Annotated in this window: 10 protein-coding genes; 6 read left to right on the top strand and 4 right to left on the bottom strand. The window is 33.1% G+C overall.

The window, feature by feature from the left end:
- Positions 1 to 10 precede the first annotated feature (10 nt).
- The 6 genes from V5J73_RS06690 to V5J73_RS06665 all read left to right on the top strand — a co-directional run bounded on the left by V5J73_RS06690 (position 11) and on the right by V5J73_RS06665 (position 15,952).
- Entirely contained in the window at positions 11 to 919 is a 909-nt protein-coding gene (locus tag V5J73_RS06690) for a PorP/SprF family type IX secretion system membrane protein (RefSeq protein ID WP_338648445.1), read from the top strand.
- Between the two features lie 11 nt (positions 920 to 930).
- Positions 931 to 2,871 carry an OmpA family protein gene (locus V5J73_RS06685; protein WP_338648447.1) on the top strand — a complete coding sequence of 647 codons (1,941 nt, stop codon included), beginning with the start codon at positions 931 to 933 and terminating at the stop codon, positions 2,869 to 2,871.
- Positions 2,872 to 3,741: 870 nt separating this feature from the next.
- Positions 3,742 to 12,486 (top strand): HYR-like domain-containing protein, encoded by an 8,745-nt coding sequence (locus tag V5J73_RS06680; RefSeq protein ID WP_338648446.1) that lies wholly within the window; start codon positions 3,742 to 3,744, stop codon positions 12,484 to 12,486.
- A 162-nt stretch (positions 12,487 to 12,648) separates the two neighbouring features.
- Complete coding sequence (locus tag V5J73_RS06675; protein WP_338648445.1) at positions 12,649 to 13,557, top strand: PorP/SprF family type IX secretion system membrane protein; 909 nt, start codon at positions 12,649 to 12,651, stop codon at positions 13,555 to 13,557.
- An 11-nt stretch (positions 13,558 to 13,568) separates the two neighbouring features.
- On the top strand, positions 13,569 to 13,955 hold the full coding sequence (locus V5J73_RS06670) for a flagellar motor protein MotB (protein ID WP_338648443.1): 387 nt from the start codon (positions 13,569 to 13,571) through the stop codon (positions 13,953 to 13,955).
- Between the two features lie 56 nt (positions 13,956 to 14,011).
- Positions 14,012 to 15,952, top strand: a complete 1,941-nt coding sequence (locus V5J73_RS06665; RefSeq protein WP_338648442.1) for an OmpA family protein — start codon at positions 14,012 to 14,014, stop codon at positions 15,950 to 15,952.
- A 311-nt stretch (positions 15,953 to 16,263) separates the two neighbouring features.
- On the opposite strand, the gene V5J73_RS06660 is transcribed toward V5J73_RS06665, so the two are convergent.
- The 4 genes from V5J73_RS06660 to V5J73_RS06645 form a co-directional block, all read right to left on the bottom strand.
- Positions 16,264 to 16,767, bottom strand: a complete 504-nt coding sequence (locus V5J73_RS06660; protein WP_338648441.1) for a CAP domain-containing protein — start codon at positions 16,765 to 16,767, stop codon at positions 16,264 to 16,266.
- A 163-nt stretch (positions 16,768 to 16,930) separates the two neighbouring features.
- Positions 16,931 to 17,575 (bottom strand): pyridoxamine 5'-phosphate oxidase, encoded by a 645-nt coding sequence (pdxH, locus tag V5J73_RS06655; RefSeq protein ID WP_338648440.1) that lies wholly within the window; start codon positions 17,573 to 17,575, stop codon positions 16,931 to 16,933.
- Positions 17,576 to 17,669: 94 nt separating this feature from the next.
- Positions 17,670 to 18,575, bottom strand: coding sequence for a ribonuclease Z (locus V5J73_RS06650; protein ID WP_338648439.1), 906 nt, complete (start codon positions 18,573 to 18,575; stop codon positions 17,670 to 17,672).
- A 72-nt stretch (positions 18,576 to 18,647) separates the two neighbouring features.
- A complete protein-coding gene (locus tag V5J73_RS06645) occupies positions 18,648 to 18,860 on the bottom strand; it encodes a hypothetical protein (protein WP_338648438.1) in 213 nt (70 codons plus the stop codon).
- Between the last annotated feature and the right edge of the window lie 5 nt (positions 18,861 to 18,865).

The following is an 18,865-nucleotide window of genomic DNA, read 5'->3' as shown; positions in this document are numbered from 1 at the left end:
AATATCTACTATGAAAACAAAATTATTTTCTTTCGCTTTGATGTTTACAGTATTTGTAAGTTATGCGCAACAAGATGCACAATTTACTCAATATATGTACAACACAATAAATATCAATCCAGCTTATGCTGGATCAAGAGGCGCTTTAAGTATTTTTGCACTACATCGTACTCAATGGGTAGGTCTTGACGGTGCGCCAGTTACTAATGCTGCTTCTGTCAATACTCCATTAAACCAAAGTAATTTAGGTTTGGGAGTATCGATTATAAATGATAAAATTGGACCTACCACCGAAAATACAATTGCGGCTGATTTATCATACACAATTCCTACTTCTGAAACTTTTAAATTATCGTTTGGAATCAAAGCAACAGCTAACATTTTCAATTTAGATGTAAACCGATTAAATCCTGTTGACGATGATCCGAGTTTACGTGATTTTAATAATAAATTCACTCCTAATTTTGGTGCAGGGGTTTATTTACATTCTGACAAAGCTTATGTAGGATTTTCAGTGCCTAATTTCATCGAAAGTAATCGCTATGATGATAATGAAGTAGCCATTTTTAAAGAAAAAATTAATTACTACTTAATCGCAGGTTATGTTTTTGATTTGAATACTAGCGTAAAATTTAAACCAGCATTACTAACTAAAATCGTTGAAGGTGCTCCACTACAAGTAGATGTATCAGGAAATTTTATGTTTAATGATAAATTTGTTGTTGGATTAGCTTATAGATGGTCGGCGGCAGTAAGTGCAATGGTTGGATTTCAAGTTACCGACGGAATGTATATAGGATATGGTTATGACCATGAGACAACTCGATTAAACAATTATAATTCTGGTTCTCATGAAATATTTTTACGTTATGAAATATTTAAAAATAATGACAAAATAATAACTCCTAGATTCTTTTAAAAACAATTATTATGAAAAAAAATATACTCCTTTACATAGCAATAGTAAGTGTTTTTTCTATTAACATTTATTCCCAAAAAGCAAAATTGGCTACAGCCGATAAAAAGTATGACGGCTATGCCTATGTAGATGCCATCAAAACCTATGAAAGAATAGCTGAAAAAGGATATAAATCAGTGGATCTATTCAAAAAGTTAGGAAATGCCTACTACTTTAATGCAGAGTTTGATAAAGCAGCTAAATGGTATACTGAATTATTTACTTTGGATACCGCCAATTTAGAACCTGAATATTATTATCGTTATGCACAGTCTTTAAGAGCAATCGATCAAAATGACAAAGCAAATGAGATGATGGAAATATTCAACCAAAAATCAGTAAACGACAGTAGAGCCAAACTCTTTAAAAAAAACACCAACTATCTAGAGGCTATAAAAGCTAATTCTGGAAGGTATAAAGTGGAAGATGCTGGAATAAACTCTATCTATTCTGATTATGGAACTACTCTATATTCAAACAAATTAGTTTTTGCTTCTGCTAGAGATACTGGTAGTCTGGGACAAAGAAAACACAAATGGACCAATCAGTATTTTACAAACTTGTACACTGCTGATTTAGGAGAAGATATGACTCCTAGTACTCCGAAAAAATTTGATGGGACTATTAACTCTAAGTTTCATGAATCTACTCCTACTTTTACCAAGGATGGAAAAACAATGTATTTTACTCGAAACAACTACTTGGACGGTAAAAAAGGTAAAGATGGAAATAAAATTACTTTAATTAAAATATACAAAGCTACACTAGAGAATGACAAATGGACTAATGTAACCGAACTACCTTTTGACAGTGACAGTTACAGTACAGCACATCCTGCACTAAGTCCAGATGAAAAAACATTATATTTCGCCTCTGATATGCCAGGAACATTAGGACAATCTGACTTATTCAAAGTAAGAATAAATGAAGATGGTACTTTTGGGACTCCTGAAAATTTAGGAAGTACAATTAATACCGAAGGAAGAGAAACATTCCCTTTTATTAATGATGAAAATGAAATTTACTTTGCTTCTGATGGACATCCTGGACTTGGTGGATTAGATGTATTTATGTCGAAAATAAATACAGATGCTACTTTTAGTGAAGTGCAAAATGTAGGGGCTGATGTAAACTCTCCCAAAGATGATTTTGCCTATTTAATTGATACAAAATCTAGAAAAGGTTTTTTTACATCCAATAGAGATGGTGGTCAAGGATATGATGATATCTATAAATTTTTGGAAACAAGAAAACTAATTTGTGAACAACTACTTTATGGTGAAATAACCGATCTAAAAACGGGTGAAATACTTAACAATACTAAAATAACACTATATGATAGCCAGTTTAAGCTTGTTAATACTGCTACTTCAGATGAAAAAGGAAAGTATAGTTTTACGGTTGAATGTGGAAAAACATACAATATAAGAGCTGAAAAAACAGAGTACAAAACAAAAGAAGAAAAAATAACTATCGGTGCTACAACTGGAAAAACCTACCTGCCAATTGCATTAGAAAAAGAAATATGCAAAGTAGCTGTTGGTGATGATTTAGGAAAATGTTTCGGAATCAAAATGATTTATTTCGATTTAGACAAATCTAATATTAGACAAGAAGCTGCGCTGGATCTAGAAAAAATATTAGATGTATTAAATCAGAATCCAAACATGAAAATTGATATACGATCACATACTGACAGTAGACAAACATTCAAATATAATGAGGCTTTATCTGAAAGAAGAGCCAAATCAACCATCAACTGGTTAGTTAAAAATGGTATTGATTCAAGCAGATTGACAGGGAAAGGATATGGTGAAACTCAACTCGTAAATAAATGTGCGGATGATGTAATTTGTTCCGAAGAGGAACATCAACTCAATAGAAGAAGTGAATTTATTATTACTGCTCTGTAAATTAGCATTTGTAACTTGAACTAATTAATCACATTAAACAATTACATAAACCTCGAAAGTAAAACTTTCGAGGTTTTTTGATTTTATAAATAAACATAAAGCAACAATAAACTGGATTAGATAATGCATTTAAAGTCCTATAAAAAATAAGTTAAATTCTATAAACCACTCTCTTTTAGCTTGTTAAAAAAAACAAAGCAATTGTTAATCTTTTTAAATGAAAAACTAAATTCTTCATAAAGAAAGTACATTTAAACGAGTATTTAGGTTAGTTATAGAGAAAAAAAATCAAAACTATTAATTCTTCGTAATTTTAATACAATGAATTAACACTTTGTTATTAAGCGCTTTAACATCTAAAATAATACGATTAAAAGGTTCTTCAATCCCCGAAAGAAAATTTTAATCTCTCAAAATTTTGAAAAAAAATAGTTAAAATCTAAATATTGTTAATGATTAGGTTAAAATATTTTTTCACTTTATTTTTTTAATAAAAAATTGATTTTCAATTTATCAAATAACTACAAAATTAAATTTAGTACTAATAAATTAAAAATTTGACTGTTATGAAAACAAAAATTACCTTTCTTTTACTTACTTTCTTAATGTTCGTTTGTAATCTATATTTATCATTTAAAACTCCAAAATACAGGAAAAATTTAATACAAATCATAAGCTCTGAATCAAAGAGAATTTTCTGTATTAATGCACCTATATGTTATTTAGTTTCAATAAAAATTGAATCAAATTCAACACCGACTAAATATTTTAATCCAAACTATTCTTCTTTTAATTCTGATAAAAATTGTTAAATAACCCTTTAGCAATTTTAGAATATTTAAACTTTCTAACGATTTAAAACAAATCAATATGAAATCAAATTTTACTCATTCGACAAGATTATTTTCAATTTTTTTATTATTCTTTTTAAGTTTAACAACGGTATCTCTTTCTCAAATAGGAGCTGGTGTTGCTCCTATTAATACTCCAAGTGGAGGATTTAATATTGACGGTACTCTTATTGCGAATACAGCCGCTGGAGATTGGGTTGATGGGACTGGCACAGGTGGCTTTATTCTTAACAATTCAGGAGGCCCTTTAAATACAGGTACTACTTATCACCTATATGATCCATATAATACTTCCTTAGATAATATTTTTGGTGGAGGTGATAAAGTAGGTGACAACCCTAACAGTTGGTCATGGACTCCAGGTACAGCCAATGATAAAACTGATATGAACAATGCATTAATCCATTTAACGACTGATGCAAATGGAAATGTATGGGTTATTTTTGCAGCTGACCGTCTAAGTAATAGCGGAAATGCTTATGTAGATTTTGAATTTCTTCAAACGCCTATGAGTAAGACAGCTACTGGTTTTGCTACTTCAGCTCCAGCCTCAACTGGTGGAAGAACATTAGGCGATTTTTTATTAACTGTATATTTTGAAAATGGTGTTGCTAAATTTGACATTCAACGATGGGAACTTGTTGGCGGTATATGGGAATACAAAACTTACTTTTCATCTTTACCTCTTAACTCCGTATTTGCAGCGGGAAATACTAGTAATATACCTGTACCATATCAAGCATTTGGGGTTAATAGTTATCTTCAAAACACATTTATTGAATCAGCAGTAAATTTAACTGCAGTATTAGGGGCAATAGATCCATGTACTAGCCTTAAAATAAAAACTGTTTTTGTTAAATCTAAAACTTCAACTTCGTCATCTGCTGCTATTAAAGATTTTTTTAACCCAGTTGCTATTGACAACCTTACTTTAGGAAGTTCTGATGCAGGAGATGATGCAACGGTTTGTTCTGGATTGCCATATACACTTCAAGGATCAGCAATACCTAGCAATGGCTATCAAGTTATATCCAAGACTTGGTCATTAATAAGTGGTATCGCTACTATTGATAATCCAAATAATCTTAATTCAAATGTTACTATCACTGGAAATTCTGCAACATTTAGACTAACAGTTGTAACAGGACCAATATCTGGATCTGGATCACAATGTACAGTAACTGATGATGTAATCATATCCGTTAGTCCACCACTCACTTGTTCTATTTCGGGTTCAGATGGACCATTATGCCCTTTGTCAACTTCTAACATTTATTCAGCTCCAATAAGTGCTAATTATTCATGGAGTATTTCAGGAAATGGTACGATTGTAGGAAATTCAAATTCTCAATCTGTTTCTGTAACAGCTGGTTCAGGTTGTAATGAAACATTTTTATTAACATTAGTAATTACTGATGCAAATGGATGTATTTCAACTTGTACAAAAACAATAACTGTAATTGATAATACTGCTCCTGTTGTAACAACAACTGCTGGTTCATTAAACCAAACGCTGCAATGCAATAATACTGCTGATATAACTGCTGCTTTGGCTTTATCTCCAGCTGCTACAGACAATTGTACGCTTGCTCCAACTAAAAATTTAGTGAGTGATGTTACTACCGCTGATGCTAATTGTGCCAATGCTTATGTAAGAGTACGTACTTGGAACTTTACCGATGGTTGTGGAAATACTTCGGCTAATTTTGTTCAAACTATTACTGTAATTGATAATACTGCTCCTGTTGTAACAACAACTACTGGTTCATTAAACCAAACGCTGCAATGCAATAATACTGCTGATATAACTGCTGCTTTGGCTTTATCTCCAGCTGCTACCGACAATTGTACGCTTACTCCAACTAAAAATTTAGTGAGTGATGTTACTACCGCTGATGCTAATTGTGCCAATGCTTATGTAAGAGTACGTACTTGGAACTTTACCGATGGTTGTGGAAATACTTCGGCTAATTTTGTTCAAACTATTACTGTAATTGATAATACTGCTCCTGTTGTAACAACAACTGCTGGTTCATTAAACCAAACGCTACAATGCAATAATACTGTTGATATAACTGCTGCTTTGGCTTTATCTCCAGCTGCTACAGACAATTGTACGCTAGCTCCAACTAAAAATTTAGTGAGTGATGTTACTACCGCTGATGCTAATTGTGCCAATGCTTATGTAAGAGTACGTACTTGGAACTTTACCGATGGCTGTGGAAATACTTCGGCTAATTTTGTTCAAACTATTACTGTAATTGATAATACTGCTCCTATTGTAACAACAACTGCTGGTTCATTAAACCAAACGCTGCAATGCAATAATACTGCTGATATAACTGCTGCTTTGGCTTTATCTCCAGCTGCTACAGACAATTGTACGCTAGCTCCAACTAAAAATTTAGTGAGTGATGTTACTACCGCTGATGCTAATTGTGCCAATGCTTATGTAAGAGTACGTACTTGGAACTTTACCGATGGTTGTGGAAACACTTCTGCTAATTTTTTTCAAACTATTACTGTAATTGATAATACTGCTCCTGTTGTAACAACAACTACTGGTTCATTAAACCAAACGCTGCAATGCAATAATACTGCTGATATAACTGCTGCTTTGGCTTTATCTCCAGCTGCTACAGACAATTGTACGCTTGCTCCAACTAAAAATTTAGTGAGTGATGTTACTACCGCTGATGCTAATTGTTCTAATGCTTATGTAAGAGTACGTACTTGGAACTTTACCGATGGCTGTGGAAATACTTCGGCTAATTTTGTTCAAACTATTACTGTAATTGATAATACTGCTCCTGTTGTAACAACAACTGCTGGTTCATTAAACCAAACGCTGCAATGCAATAATACTGCTGATATAACTACTGCTTTGGCTTTATCTCCAGCTGCTACAGACAATTGTACGCTTGCTCCAACTAAAAATTTAGTGAGTGATGTTACTACCGCTGATGCTAATTGTTCTAATGCTTATGTAAGAGTACGTACTTGGAACTTTACCGATGGCTGTGGAAATACTTCGGCTAATTTTGTTCAAACTATTACTGTAATTGATAATACTGCTCCTGTTGTAACAACAACTGCTGGTTCATTAAACCAAACGCTGCAATGCAATAATACTGCTGATATAACTGCTGCTTTGGCTTTATCTCCTGCCGCTACCGATAATTGTACGCTTACTCCAAATAAAGTTTTAGTGAGCGATGTGACAACTGCAGATGCTAATTGTACCAATGCTTATGTAAGAGTTAGAACTTGGAACTTTACGGATGGTTGTGGAAACACTTCTGCTAATTTTGTTCAAACTATTACTGTAATTGACAATACCGCTCCTGTTGTAACTACAACCGCAGCTTCATTAAACCAAACATTACAATGCAACAATACTGAAGGTATAACTGCTGCTTTGGCTTTATCGCCTGCTGCTACCGATAATTGTACCCTTACTCCAAATAAAGTTTTAGTGAGCGATGTGACAACTGCAGATGCTAATTGTACCAATGCTTATACTAGAGTACGTACTTGGAACTTTACTGATGGTTGTGGAAACACTTCTGCTAATTTTGTTCAAACTATTACTGTAATTGACAATACGGCTCCTGTTGTAACTACAACCGCTGCTTCATTAAACCAAACCCTTCAATGCAACAATACTGAAGGTATAACTGCTGCTTTGGCTTTATCTCCTGCCGCTACCGATAATTGTACGCTTGCTCCAACTAAAGTTTTAGTAAGTGATGTGACAACTGCAGATGCTAATTGTACCAATGCTTATGTAAGAGTTAGAACTTGGAACTTTACGGATGGTTGTGGAAACACTTCTACTAATTTTGTTCAAACTATTACTGTGATTGACAATACGGCTCCTGTTGTAACTACAACAACAGCTTCATTAAACCAAACATTACAATGCAACAACACTGAAGGCATAACTGCTGCTTTGGCTTTATCGCCTGCTGCTACCGACAATTGTACACTTGCTCCAACTAAAGTTTTAGTAAGCGATGTGACAACTGCAGATGCTAATTGTACCAATGCTTATACTAGAGTACGTACTTGGAACTTTACGGATGGTTGTGGAAACACTTCTGCTAATTTTGTTCAAACTATTACTGTAATTGACAATAGTGCTCCAACTTTTACTACCCCTGCAGACATAACTATTTCAAGTGATGAAAATTGTCTTGCAGACATAAGTACAAGTTCAACTGGTACAGTAACTAATATTCAAGATAATTGCGATTCTAATCCATTAGCTACGTATGTTGATTCTGAATGTTTTGGAAGTTTTGATGAGCAAGAAATAAATGCAGGAAATGGGAATTATTTTCCTTTTACTATATCTGGCTTTGATAATTTAACAGCTGCTAATATTGAAAAAATTAGTTTGGCATTCGAAACAAATCAAGGAAAAGGTAGAGCTGAATTTATTTTAGTTGCTCCAAGTGGTCAAGCAATTAAATTAGTTGGCCCTTATTGTGAAGGAGGGGAATGTGATGATGAATCATCAAATACTCAAGAATTATATTTACCTGTTTTTTATCCTAATAGTTCAGGTTATACAAAATGGAATAATAACGATTTTATTCAAGATGGAATTAATCAAAACTTGATACCAAATGGAGAAACTACTTCTTCAAATAATATTATTGGAGTATCTTCTTTTGTTTCTAGCTTTGAAGAATTTACAGGATCTATGAACGGAAATTGGTTTATATACTCAAAAAAACAAGCTAATGTAAATGGTAGTGTTAAATTTAAAAGTGTTTGTTTGAAACCTACTAGTCTTTGTGTTGGGAATAAAGTGATTTCTAGAACTTGGACTGTAGCCGATGCATGTGGAAATAAAACTACTTCAACTCAAACTATTAAAATTATAGATACGAGTTCTCCAACTTGGATTACCACAGCAACTGCTTTAAACACTTCAATTGAATGTAATAATCCAGAAGCTTTGGCAGCTGCTCAATCTCTTAATCCTATAGCAAAAGACAATTGTGATATGGATGTTACAAATATCACTAAAGTAGTCGGTGAATTCCTTGCCTCTTCTGAATGTGCCAATGCTGGAACCTATACCAATACTTGGACTGTAAGTGATGACTGTGGAAATACTTCCGAAGTATTTACTCAAGTGATAACTATTCAAGATACAACAGCTCCAACTTGGTCCACTCAAGCAACTGCTTTAAACACAACTGTAGAATGTAGCGATACCGAAGCTTTGGCGACTGCTCAAGCTTCCTTCCCGACTGCCTCTGATTTATGTGATGCTGATGTTACCAATATTAATAAAGTAAGTGGTGAATTTGTTGCTTCTTCTGAATGTGCCAATGCTGGAACTTATACCAACACTTGGACTGTAAGTGATGACTGTGGAAATACTTCCGAAGTATTTACTCAAGTGATAACTATTCAAGATACAACAGCTCCAACTTGGTCCACTCAAGCAACTACTTTAAACACAACTGTAGAATGTAGCGATACCGAAGCTTTAACAATTGCACAAGCTGCCTTCCCGACTGCTACTGATTTATGCGATTCAAATGTTGCCAATATCAATAAAGTAAGTGGTGAATTTGTTGCTTCTTCTGAATGTGCTAATGCTGGAACTTATACCAATACTTGGACTGTAAATGATGACTGTGGAAATACTTCCGAAGTATTTACTCAAGTGATAACTGTTCAAGATACAACAGCTCCAACTTGGTCCACTCAAGCAACTGCTTTAAACACAACTGTAGAATGTAGCGATACCGAAGCTTTGGCGACTGCTCAAGCTTCCTTCCCGACTGCCTCTGATTTATGTGATGCTGATGTTACCAATATTAATAAAGTAAGTGGTGAATTTGTTGCTTCTTCTGAATGTGCCAATGCTGGAACTTATACCAACACTTGGACTGTAAGTGATGACTGTGGAAATACCTCCGAAGTATTTACTCAAGTGATAACTATTCAAGATACAACTGCTCCAACTTGGTCCACTCAAGCAACTACTTTAAACACAACTGTAGAATGTAGCGATACCGAAGCTTTAGCAATTGCACAAGCTGCCTTCCCGACTGCTACTGATTTATGCGATTCAAATGTTGCCAATATCAATAAAGTAAGTGGTGAATTTGTTGCTTCTTCTGAATGTGCCAATGCTGGAACTTATACCAACACTTGGACTGTAAGTGATGACTGTGGAAATACCTCCGAAGTATTTACTCAAGTGATAACTATTCAAGATAAAACGGATCCAATAATTACTACAGCTGCTTCAAATATAACTGTTGAATGTGATAGCGAAGGGAATCAAAATGCAATTACTACTTGGTTAGCCAATAACGGTGGAGCAACTGCATCTGATAATTGTTCGGATGTAACTTGGTCTAATAATTTTAGTACACTTTCTAATGACTGTTCAACTGCAGTAACTGTAATATTTACAGCAAAAGATGCATGTGGAAATAGTTCTTCAACATCAGCTACATTTAGTGTAAAAGACACTACTGCTCCTATAGCTCCCGAAGCTCCTATAACAGTAACCGTAGCTTGCGCTACAGATGTACCTGCAATAATATCACTTACTGCAACTGATAATTGTAGTGGGGAAATTACCACTGAAGGGGTTGATGTGATTACTCCAGGTGAGTGTCTTAACTCGTTTGTTATTACTAGAACTTGGACATTTACTGATGCTTGTAGCAACTCATCTTCTACTTCACAAACTATTAATGTAATAGATACGGTAGCCCCTGTAATTAATCAACTACCAGAAATGTCAACTATATCTTGTCCAGCAACTCCTGAGTTTACTCCAGCCATTGCAACCGACAACTGTGGTTCTACTGTAACTTTAACTTTTGCAGATACAACTACTAACAGTGCTTGTGCAGGTGCTTATTCTGTAACCAGAACTTGGACTGCAACTGACGCTTGTGGAAATACGGCTAATGCTTCACAAACTATAAACGTACAAGATACTGCTGCTCCTGTTATTGCTGAGCTACCGTCTGCGTCTACTATATCTTGTCCAGCAACTCCTGAGTTTACTCAAGCCATTGCAACCGACAACTGTGGTTCTACTGTAACTTTAACTTTCGTTGATACAACTACTAGCGGTGCTTGTGCAGGTGCTTATTCTGTAACCAGAACTTGGACTGCAACTGACGCTTGTGGAAATACGGCTAATGCTTCACAAACTATAAACGTTCAAGATACTGCTGCTCCTATTATTGCTGAACTACCATCTGCGTCAACTATATCTTGTCCAGCAACTCCTGAGTTTACTCAAGCCATTGCAACTGATGGATGTGGTTCTACTGTAATTTTAACTTTCGTTGATACAACTACTAGCGGTGCTTGTGCAGGTTCTTATTCTGTAACCAGAACTTGGACTGCAACTGACGCTTGTGGAAATACGGCTAATGCTTCACAAACTATAAACGTACAAGATACTGCTGCTCCTGTTATTGCTGAACTACCATCTGCGTCAACTATATCTTGTCCAGCAACTCTTGAGTTTACTCAAGCCATTGCAACTGATGGATGTGGTTCTACTGTAACTTTAACTTTCGTTGATACAACTACTAGCGGTGCTTGTGCAGGTGCTTATTCTGTAACCAGAACTTGGACTGCAATTGACGCTTGTGGAAATACGGCTAATGCTTCACAAACTATAAACGTACAAGATACTGCTGCTCCTGTTATTGCTGAGCTACCGTCTGCGTCTACTATATCTTGTCCAGCAATTCCTGAGTTTACTCAAGCCATTGCAACTGATGGATGTGGTTCTACTGTAACTTTAACTTTCGTTGATACAACTACTAACGGTGCTTGTGCAGGTGCTTATTCTGTAACCAGAACTTGGACTGCAACTGACGCTTGTGGAAATACGGCTAATGCTTCACAAACAATTAATGTAATCGATACTGTTGGTCCAACAACTGCTACACCTTTTAATTCAACAGTTAACATAAATTGTGATGCAATACCTACTAAACCTGAGCTTGTATTTGTTGACAATTGTTCTTCAGTTTCTCCAGCTATTTTTACTGAAAATATAATAAACAGAACCGAAAACTCTTATTCAATAGTAAGAAAATGGTCTGTATCAGACACTTGTGGAAATGCATCTGAGTTTACTCAAATCATAAATGTTACCATTCCTAACAGCGTTGTAACGATAAACAGTTCAATATGTAATGATGGAGAAACGACGACTACCAATCTAAACGATTTATTACCTGTTGGTACAGCAACTGGAACTTGGGTAGATGTAAATAATTCAGGAGGTTTACAAGGAAGTATACTTAATGCTGGAGGTCTCTCGGTTAGAGATTATACTTTTGAATATAAAATTAATGATGCAAATTGCCCAAGAACTATAAGAATTATCATGACGGTAAATACTGATTGTGGTGGTATTGTATTAGCTTGTGGAACTGTATTAGTCCATAATGCATTCTCTCCAAATGGTGACGGAATAAATGAGAAATTTATAATTGATAACATTGATGATACTGTTTGTTACCCAGATAATACTGTAGAGATTTATAATCGTTGGGGGGTATTAGTCTTTGAAACCAAAGGATACAATAATACAAGTAACGCATTTGATGGAATTTCTGGAGGTAGATCAACTGTTCAACAATCTTCTGGATTACCTACAGGGACTTATTTTTATATCTTGAATTATACCTCTGTTGATAATGATGGAAAAATCATTTCAAATAAAAAAGACGGGTATTTATACTTAACAAAATAATTAATTTTATACCTGAGGAGATAAAAATCCTCAGGTATAATAAAAATAATATTTTTAAAATTATTATTACAAATAACAAACCCCAAAAGAAATTTATCAAACCGACCTGCCGGATTCTTTTAAATGAGTTCGATAGATAATTTTAAATAATAAATATCTACTATGAAAACAAAATTATTTTCTTTCGCTTTGATGTTTACAGTATTTGTAAGTTATGCGCAACAAGATGCACAATTTACTCAATATATGTACAACACAATAAATATCAATCCAGCTTATGCTGGATCAAGAGGCGCTTTAAGTATTTTTGCACTACATCGTACTCAATGGGTAGGTCTTGACGGTGCGCCAGTTACTAATGCTGCTTCTGTCAATACTCCATTAAACCAAAGTAATTTAGGTTTGGGAGTATCGATTATAAATGATAAAATTGGACCTACCACCGAAAATACAATTGCGGCTGATTTATCATACACAATTCCTACTTCTGAAACTTTTAAATTATCGTTTGGAATCAAAGCAACAGCTAACATTTTCAATTTAGATGTAAACCGATTAAATCCTGTTGACGATGATCCGAGTTTACGTGATTTTAATAATAAATTCACTCCTAATTTTGGTGCAGGGGTTTATTTACATTCTGACAAAGCTTATGTAGGATTTTCAGTGCCTAATTTCATCGAAAGTAATCGCTATGATGATAATGAAGTAGCCATTTTTAAAGAAAAAATTAATTACTACTTAATCGCAGGTTATGTTTTTGATTTGAATACTAGCGTAAAATTTAAACCAGCATTACTAACTAAAATCGTTGAAGGTGCTCCACTACAAGTAGATGTATCAGGAAATTTTATGTTTAATGATAAATTTGTTGTTGGATTAGCTTATAGATGGTCGGCGGCAGTAAGTGCAATGGTTGGATTTCAAGTTACCGACGGAATGTATATAGGATATGGTTATGACCATGAGACAACTCGATTAAACAATTATAATTCTGGTTCTCATGAAATATTTTTACGTTATGAAATATTTAAAAATAATGACAAAATAATAACTCCTAGATTCTTCTAGAAATTAATAATATGAAAAAAATTATATTCTATTATATAGCAATAATTAGTCTTATTTCTTTTAAAGTAAGTGCTCAAGATCAAGATACAAAGTTTTATGTAACTGAAAGAATTAGTGACAAATATGCCTACATAGATGTTATCAAAACTTACGAAAGAATAGCTGAAAAAGGATATAAATCAGTAGATCTATATAAAAAAATTGGAGATTCCTATTACTTAAATGCAGATTTTGAAAAAGCTGCTAAATGGTATTGTGAATTATTTGCCTTAAGTATTGATTTAGAGCCTGTATATTATTATCAATATGCTAAGAGTTTACTATTTATTGGTCAAAACGATAGTGCCAATGAAATACTGGAAAAATTAAAACAAAAAAACAGGGGTAAAACAAGATAAAAAATAGAAAATAACGATAAAATCACATCTCCAAAATTCTTTTAAAAACAATTATTATGAAAAAAAATATACTCCTTTACATAGCAATAGTAAGTGTTTTTTCTATTAACATTTATTCCCAAAAAGCAAAATTAGCTACAGCCGATAAAAAGTATGACGGCTATGCCTATGTAGATGCCATCAAAACCTATGAAAGAATAGCTGAAAAAGGATATAAATCAGTGGATCTATTCAAAAAGTTAGGAAATGCCTACTACTTTAATGCAGAGTTTGATAAAGCAGCTAAATGGTATACTGAATTATTTACTTTGGATACCGCCAATTTAGAACCTGAATATTATTATCGTTATGCACAGTCTTTAAGAGCAATCGATCAAAATGACAAGGCAAATGAGATGATGGAAATATTCAACCAAAAATCAGTAAACGACAGTAGAGCCAAACTCTTTAAAAAAAACACCAACTATCTAGAGGCTATAAAAGCTAATTCTGGAAGGTATAAAGTGGAAGATGCTGGAATAAACTCTATCTATTCTGATTATGGAACTACTCTATATTCAAACAAATTAGTTTTTGCTTCTGCTAGAGATACTGGTAGTCTGGGACAAAGAAAACACAAATGGACCAATCAGTATTTTACAAACTTGTACACTGCTGATTTAGGAGAAGATATGACTCCTAGTACTCCGAAAAAATTTGATGGGACTATTAACTCTAAGTTTCATGAATCTACTCCTACTTTTACCAAGGATGGAAAAACAATGTATTTTACTCGAAACAACTACTTGGACGGTAAAAAAGGTAAAGATGGAAATAAAATTACTTTAATTAAAATATACAAAGCTACACTAGAGAATGACAAATGGACTAATGTAACCGAACTACCTTTTGACAGTGACAGTTACAGTACAGCACATCCTGCACTAAGTCCAGATGAAAAAACATTATATTTCGCCTCTGATATGCCAGGAACATTAGGACAATCTGACTTATTCAAAGTAAGAATAAATGAAGATGGTACTTTTGGGACTCCTGAAAATTTAGGAAGTACAATTAATACCGAAGGAAGAGAAACATTCCCTTTTATTAATGATGAAAATGAAATTTACTTTGCTTCTGATGGACATCCTGGACTTGGTGGATTAGATGTATTTATGTCGAAAATAAATACAGATGCTACTTTTAGTGAAGTGCAAAATGTAGGGGCTGATGTAAACTCTCCCAAAGATGATTTTGCCTATTTAATTGATACAAAATCTAGAAAAGGTTTTTTTACATCCAATAGAGATGGTGGTCAAGGATATGATGATATCTATAAATTTTTGGAAACAAGAAAACTAATTTGTGAACAACTACTTTATGGTGAAATAACCGATCTAAAAACGGGTGAAATACTTAACAATACTAAAATAACACTATATGATAGCCAGTTTAAGCTTGTTAATACTGCTACTTCAGATGAAAAAGGAAAGTATAGTTTTACGGTTGAATGTGGAAAAACATACAATATAAGAGCTGAAAAAACAGAGTACAAAACAAAAGAAGAAAAAATAAATATCGGTGCTACAACTGGAAAAACCTACCTGCCAATTGCATTAGAAAAAGAAATATGCAAAGTAGCTGTTGGTGATGATTTAGGAAAATGTTTCGGAATCAAAATGATTTATTTCGATTTAGACAAATCTAATATTAGACAAGAAGCTGCGCTGGATCTAGAAAAAATATTAGATGTATTAAATCAGAATCCAAACATGAAAATTGATATACGATCACATACTGACAGTAGACAAACATTCAAATATAATGAGGCTTTATCTGAAAGAAGAGCCAAATCAACCATCAACTGGTTAGTTAAAAATGGTATTGATTCAAGCAGATTGACAGGGAAAGGATATGGTGAAACTCAACTCGTAAATAAATGTGCGGATGATGTAATTTGTTCCGAAGAGGAACATCAACTCAATAGAAGAAGTGAATTTATTATTACTGCTCTGTAATATATTAAATAAAAGATTTAATAGGCTGTCTTAATAAGACAGCCTATTCTTTATATACATTTTAAACGAATGTGAAATTACGCTTTATGCCATAATAGTTTAATGTTATTTTTAGAATAAGGTACTAATATTATTTTCCAAAAGAAAATTACTTTAAACTAAAAGTCTAATGAAAATTATTTCTTTGGACTTTTTATATTCAAACAACCGCATTAAAATCAGCTAATTTTTTGTTCATTAAATTTATATTTAAATATAAAAAGGCTGTCTTTTGGGGATAAGACAGCCTTTTTTTGAAAAACAAACTCTAACTATATTTTCGCGAAAATATTTGTGTAATACTTTCTTCCATTTGCAGGATTTTCTTTGATTGCTATTCCAAAATGAGTATGATCACCCTCAATATTAGCTTTATGACTAGGACTCGCTAACCAAGCAGCTAAAACTGCCTCAGGTGTATTGTAATTATAAGCTATATTTTCACTTACTGTTTTAGCACCTAGAGTTTTAATTATATTTTCCGAACGAGCGACAAAATCATTATGATTAACTACATTATTAGCAATCATATAATTGTCATGCTCTTCTGACTTAAAAGACATATGGTTTATTTTTTCCAAAGGTTTCAACCCAACACTAACTCTGTGTTCATTGATTAAAGCCATTGTTTCTAATTCTATTGAATTATAAGAATAATTCACTACTTTTTGTGCAGATCCTTCTGTTGTTTGTGTATCAGATTCATCTGAAGAGCAGGAGTTCATAGTACATATCACAGTAATTAGCAATAATGTGCGAAGTAATTTTATTTTCATAATATAGTAGTTTAAGTTTAAAGTAGATTGTGGGGCAAACTTCTTTAATAAATAAATAATATGTTCTTATTTCTTATTCAAACATACTCGATTTATCGTTAAACTACCAAAAAAAATCGACGAACTACACAATTAAAATAGTTAAATATGTATTTTTCTTACATTATGGTGATAATCGATCAATTTTCCAAGTAAAATCTTCTTGATTACTATACCTAATTCTGTCATGTAATCTATTAGGCCTTCCTTGCCAAAATTCGACCTCTAATGGAGTCACTAAAAAACCTCCCCAATGTTTTGGTCTAGGAATGACTATACTGTCAAAATCCTTTTCTAACTGTTTTAGATTATTTTCTAAATATTCTCGAGAAGGGACAATTTCACTTTGATTAGAAACTATAGCTCCTAATTTACTCCCATCAGGTCTTGATTCAAAATAATTATCTGAAATGGTCTCGGTTGTTTTATGGGCAATACCTTTAATAATAACTTGACGTTCCATCGTGTGCCAAAAAAAAGAAAGACAAATTTTAGGATTTTGAGCAATAGCTCTACCCTTTTCTGAATTATAGTTGGTATAAAAAATAAACCCTTCCTCATTAAATTTTTTCAGTAAAACAACTCTGGCCTTTGGATATCCATCTAAACCTATTGTAGATACCGTCATAGCATTAACTTCGCTGTCCCCACCAAATTCCTCTACCTCATGAAACCATCTGTTAAAAAGGTTTATTGGGTCTTCAGGAATGTTTGACTCTAATAGTTCACTCTTTTCATAAGATTTTCTATAGTTACTTAAATCGTTCATATTTTATATTTTAAGATTATTCGATGTTAGAATTTATTTAAAAAGAATCAACTATTCAAAGTTAAATTCAGATGAAATAAACAAATCGTTTTGTTTAAAACTCAAAGCTTTTTCCATCATCAGCTAAGAGTACTTCCGGAAAAATAGTTGCGGCTTCTTCTCTAAAAAGGTCAATATTTTCATATCGAGTAGAATAATGCCCTAAAATTAATTGCTTTGCATTAGATTTCAAAGCAATTGTAGCCGCTTCTTTTGCTGTGGAATGCAAAGTCTTTTTAGCTAAATTTTCTTCTGATTGCAAGAAAGTTGATTCATGGTATAAAACATCAATATTTTCAATGATTGGAATCATAGCTTCATTATATGCAGTATCAGAACAAAAAGCATAATTTTTTGCAGGAATAGGATCAAATGTTAATTTATCATTTTCAATAACTCGGCCATCTTCTAAAGTAATGTCTTTTCCGTTTTTTATTTTTTGATAATAACAGGTATCAATTTCATAATTTTGAACAGCATCCAAGTTAAGTTTTCTCGGTGATGCTTTTTCTTGGAACAAAAACCCATTTGTATATACACGGTGCTTTAAAGGAATGGTTTTTACCAAAACTTTTTCATCTTCAAAAATCACTTCGCTTTCGTTGGATTCTAATTCATGAAAGAACAAACCATAATTAGTCCATGAATTAGACAATCTCAATTGTAACTTGATGATTTCTTGAATTCCCTTTGGACCATAAATATGTAAATCGGTAGCTCTGTTCAGTAAAGTAAAAGTAGATACTAATCCTATTAGTCCAAAAAAATGATCTCCATGTAAATGAGAAATGAAGATATGATTAATTTTAGAAAATCGGATTTTATTTTTTCGCAATTGTACTTGGGTTCCTTCTGCGCAATCAATCAGAAAAATTCTGTTTTTTATTTCTAGAATCTGGGAAGTAGGATTCGTAAATGTTCGGGGTGTAGCTGCATAGCAACCAAGTATTGTTAGTTTCAATTTTTAATTTCAATTTAAAAGTTAGGATAGAATTAAAAATTGAAGATTCACATTTCGTTATTTATAACCAAACTATAAACTATCAATATTCTTTTCCTTGTTGTATTTTCTAATTTGCAGCGCCATAGAAATCGCTAATAATAAATTGGCTACTATTCCCCAATAGCTACCTGAATACGCATTGATGAATACATTATATAGATTAACAAACAGTAAAATTACAAAGCATACTAATAAAATAATTCTAAAAATATGTACTCTTTTTTTGTTGTTATAAAAATCCATTTACT

This window comes from Flavobacterium sp. KS-LB2, assembly GCF_036895565.1.
Classification (GTDB): domain Bacteria; phylum Bacteroidota; class Bacteroidia; order Flavobacteriales; family Flavobacteriaceae; genus Flavobacterium.
This window is presented reverse-complemented; position numbering and strand designations above follow the sequence as displayed.

Excerpts from the sequence above, each read along its gene's own strand:
- V5J73_RS06685 (WP_338648447.1), top strand. The coding sequence starts at position 931 with ATGAAAAAAAATATACTCCTTTACATAGCAATAGTAAGTGTTTTTTCT.
- V5J73_RS06665 (WP_338648442.1), top strand. The coding sequence starts at position 14,012 with ATGAAAAAAAATATACTCCTTTACATAGCAATAGTAAGTGTTTTTTCT.
- V5J73_RS06690 (WP_338648445.1), top strand. The coding sequence starts at position 11 with ATGAAAACAAAATTATTTTCTTTCGCTTTGATGTTTACAGTATTTGTA.
- V5J73_RS06670 (WP_338648443.1), top strand. The coding sequence starts at position 13,569 with ATGAAAAAAATTATATTCTATTATATAGCAATAATTAGTCTTATTTCT.
- V5J73_RS06680 (WP_338648446.1), top strand. The coding sequence starts at position 3,742 with ATGAAATCAAATTTTACTCATTCGACAAGATTATTTTCAATTTTTTTA.
- pdxH (WP_338648440.1), bottom strand. The coding sequence starts at position 17,575 with ATGAACGATTTAAGTAACTATAGAAAATCTTATGAAAAGAGTGAACTA.
- V5J73_RS06675 (WP_338648445.1), top strand. The coding sequence starts at position 12,649 with ATGAAAACAAAATTATTTTCTTTCGCTTTGATGTTTACAGTATTTGTA.
- V5J73_RS06660 (WP_338648441.1), bottom strand. The coding sequence starts at position 16,767 with ATGAAAATAAAATTACTTCGCACATTATTGCTAATTACTGTGATATGT.
- V5J73_RS06645 (WP_338648438.1), bottom strand. The coding sequence starts at position 18,860 with ATGGATTTTTATAACAACAAAAAAAGAGTACATATTTTTAGAATTATT.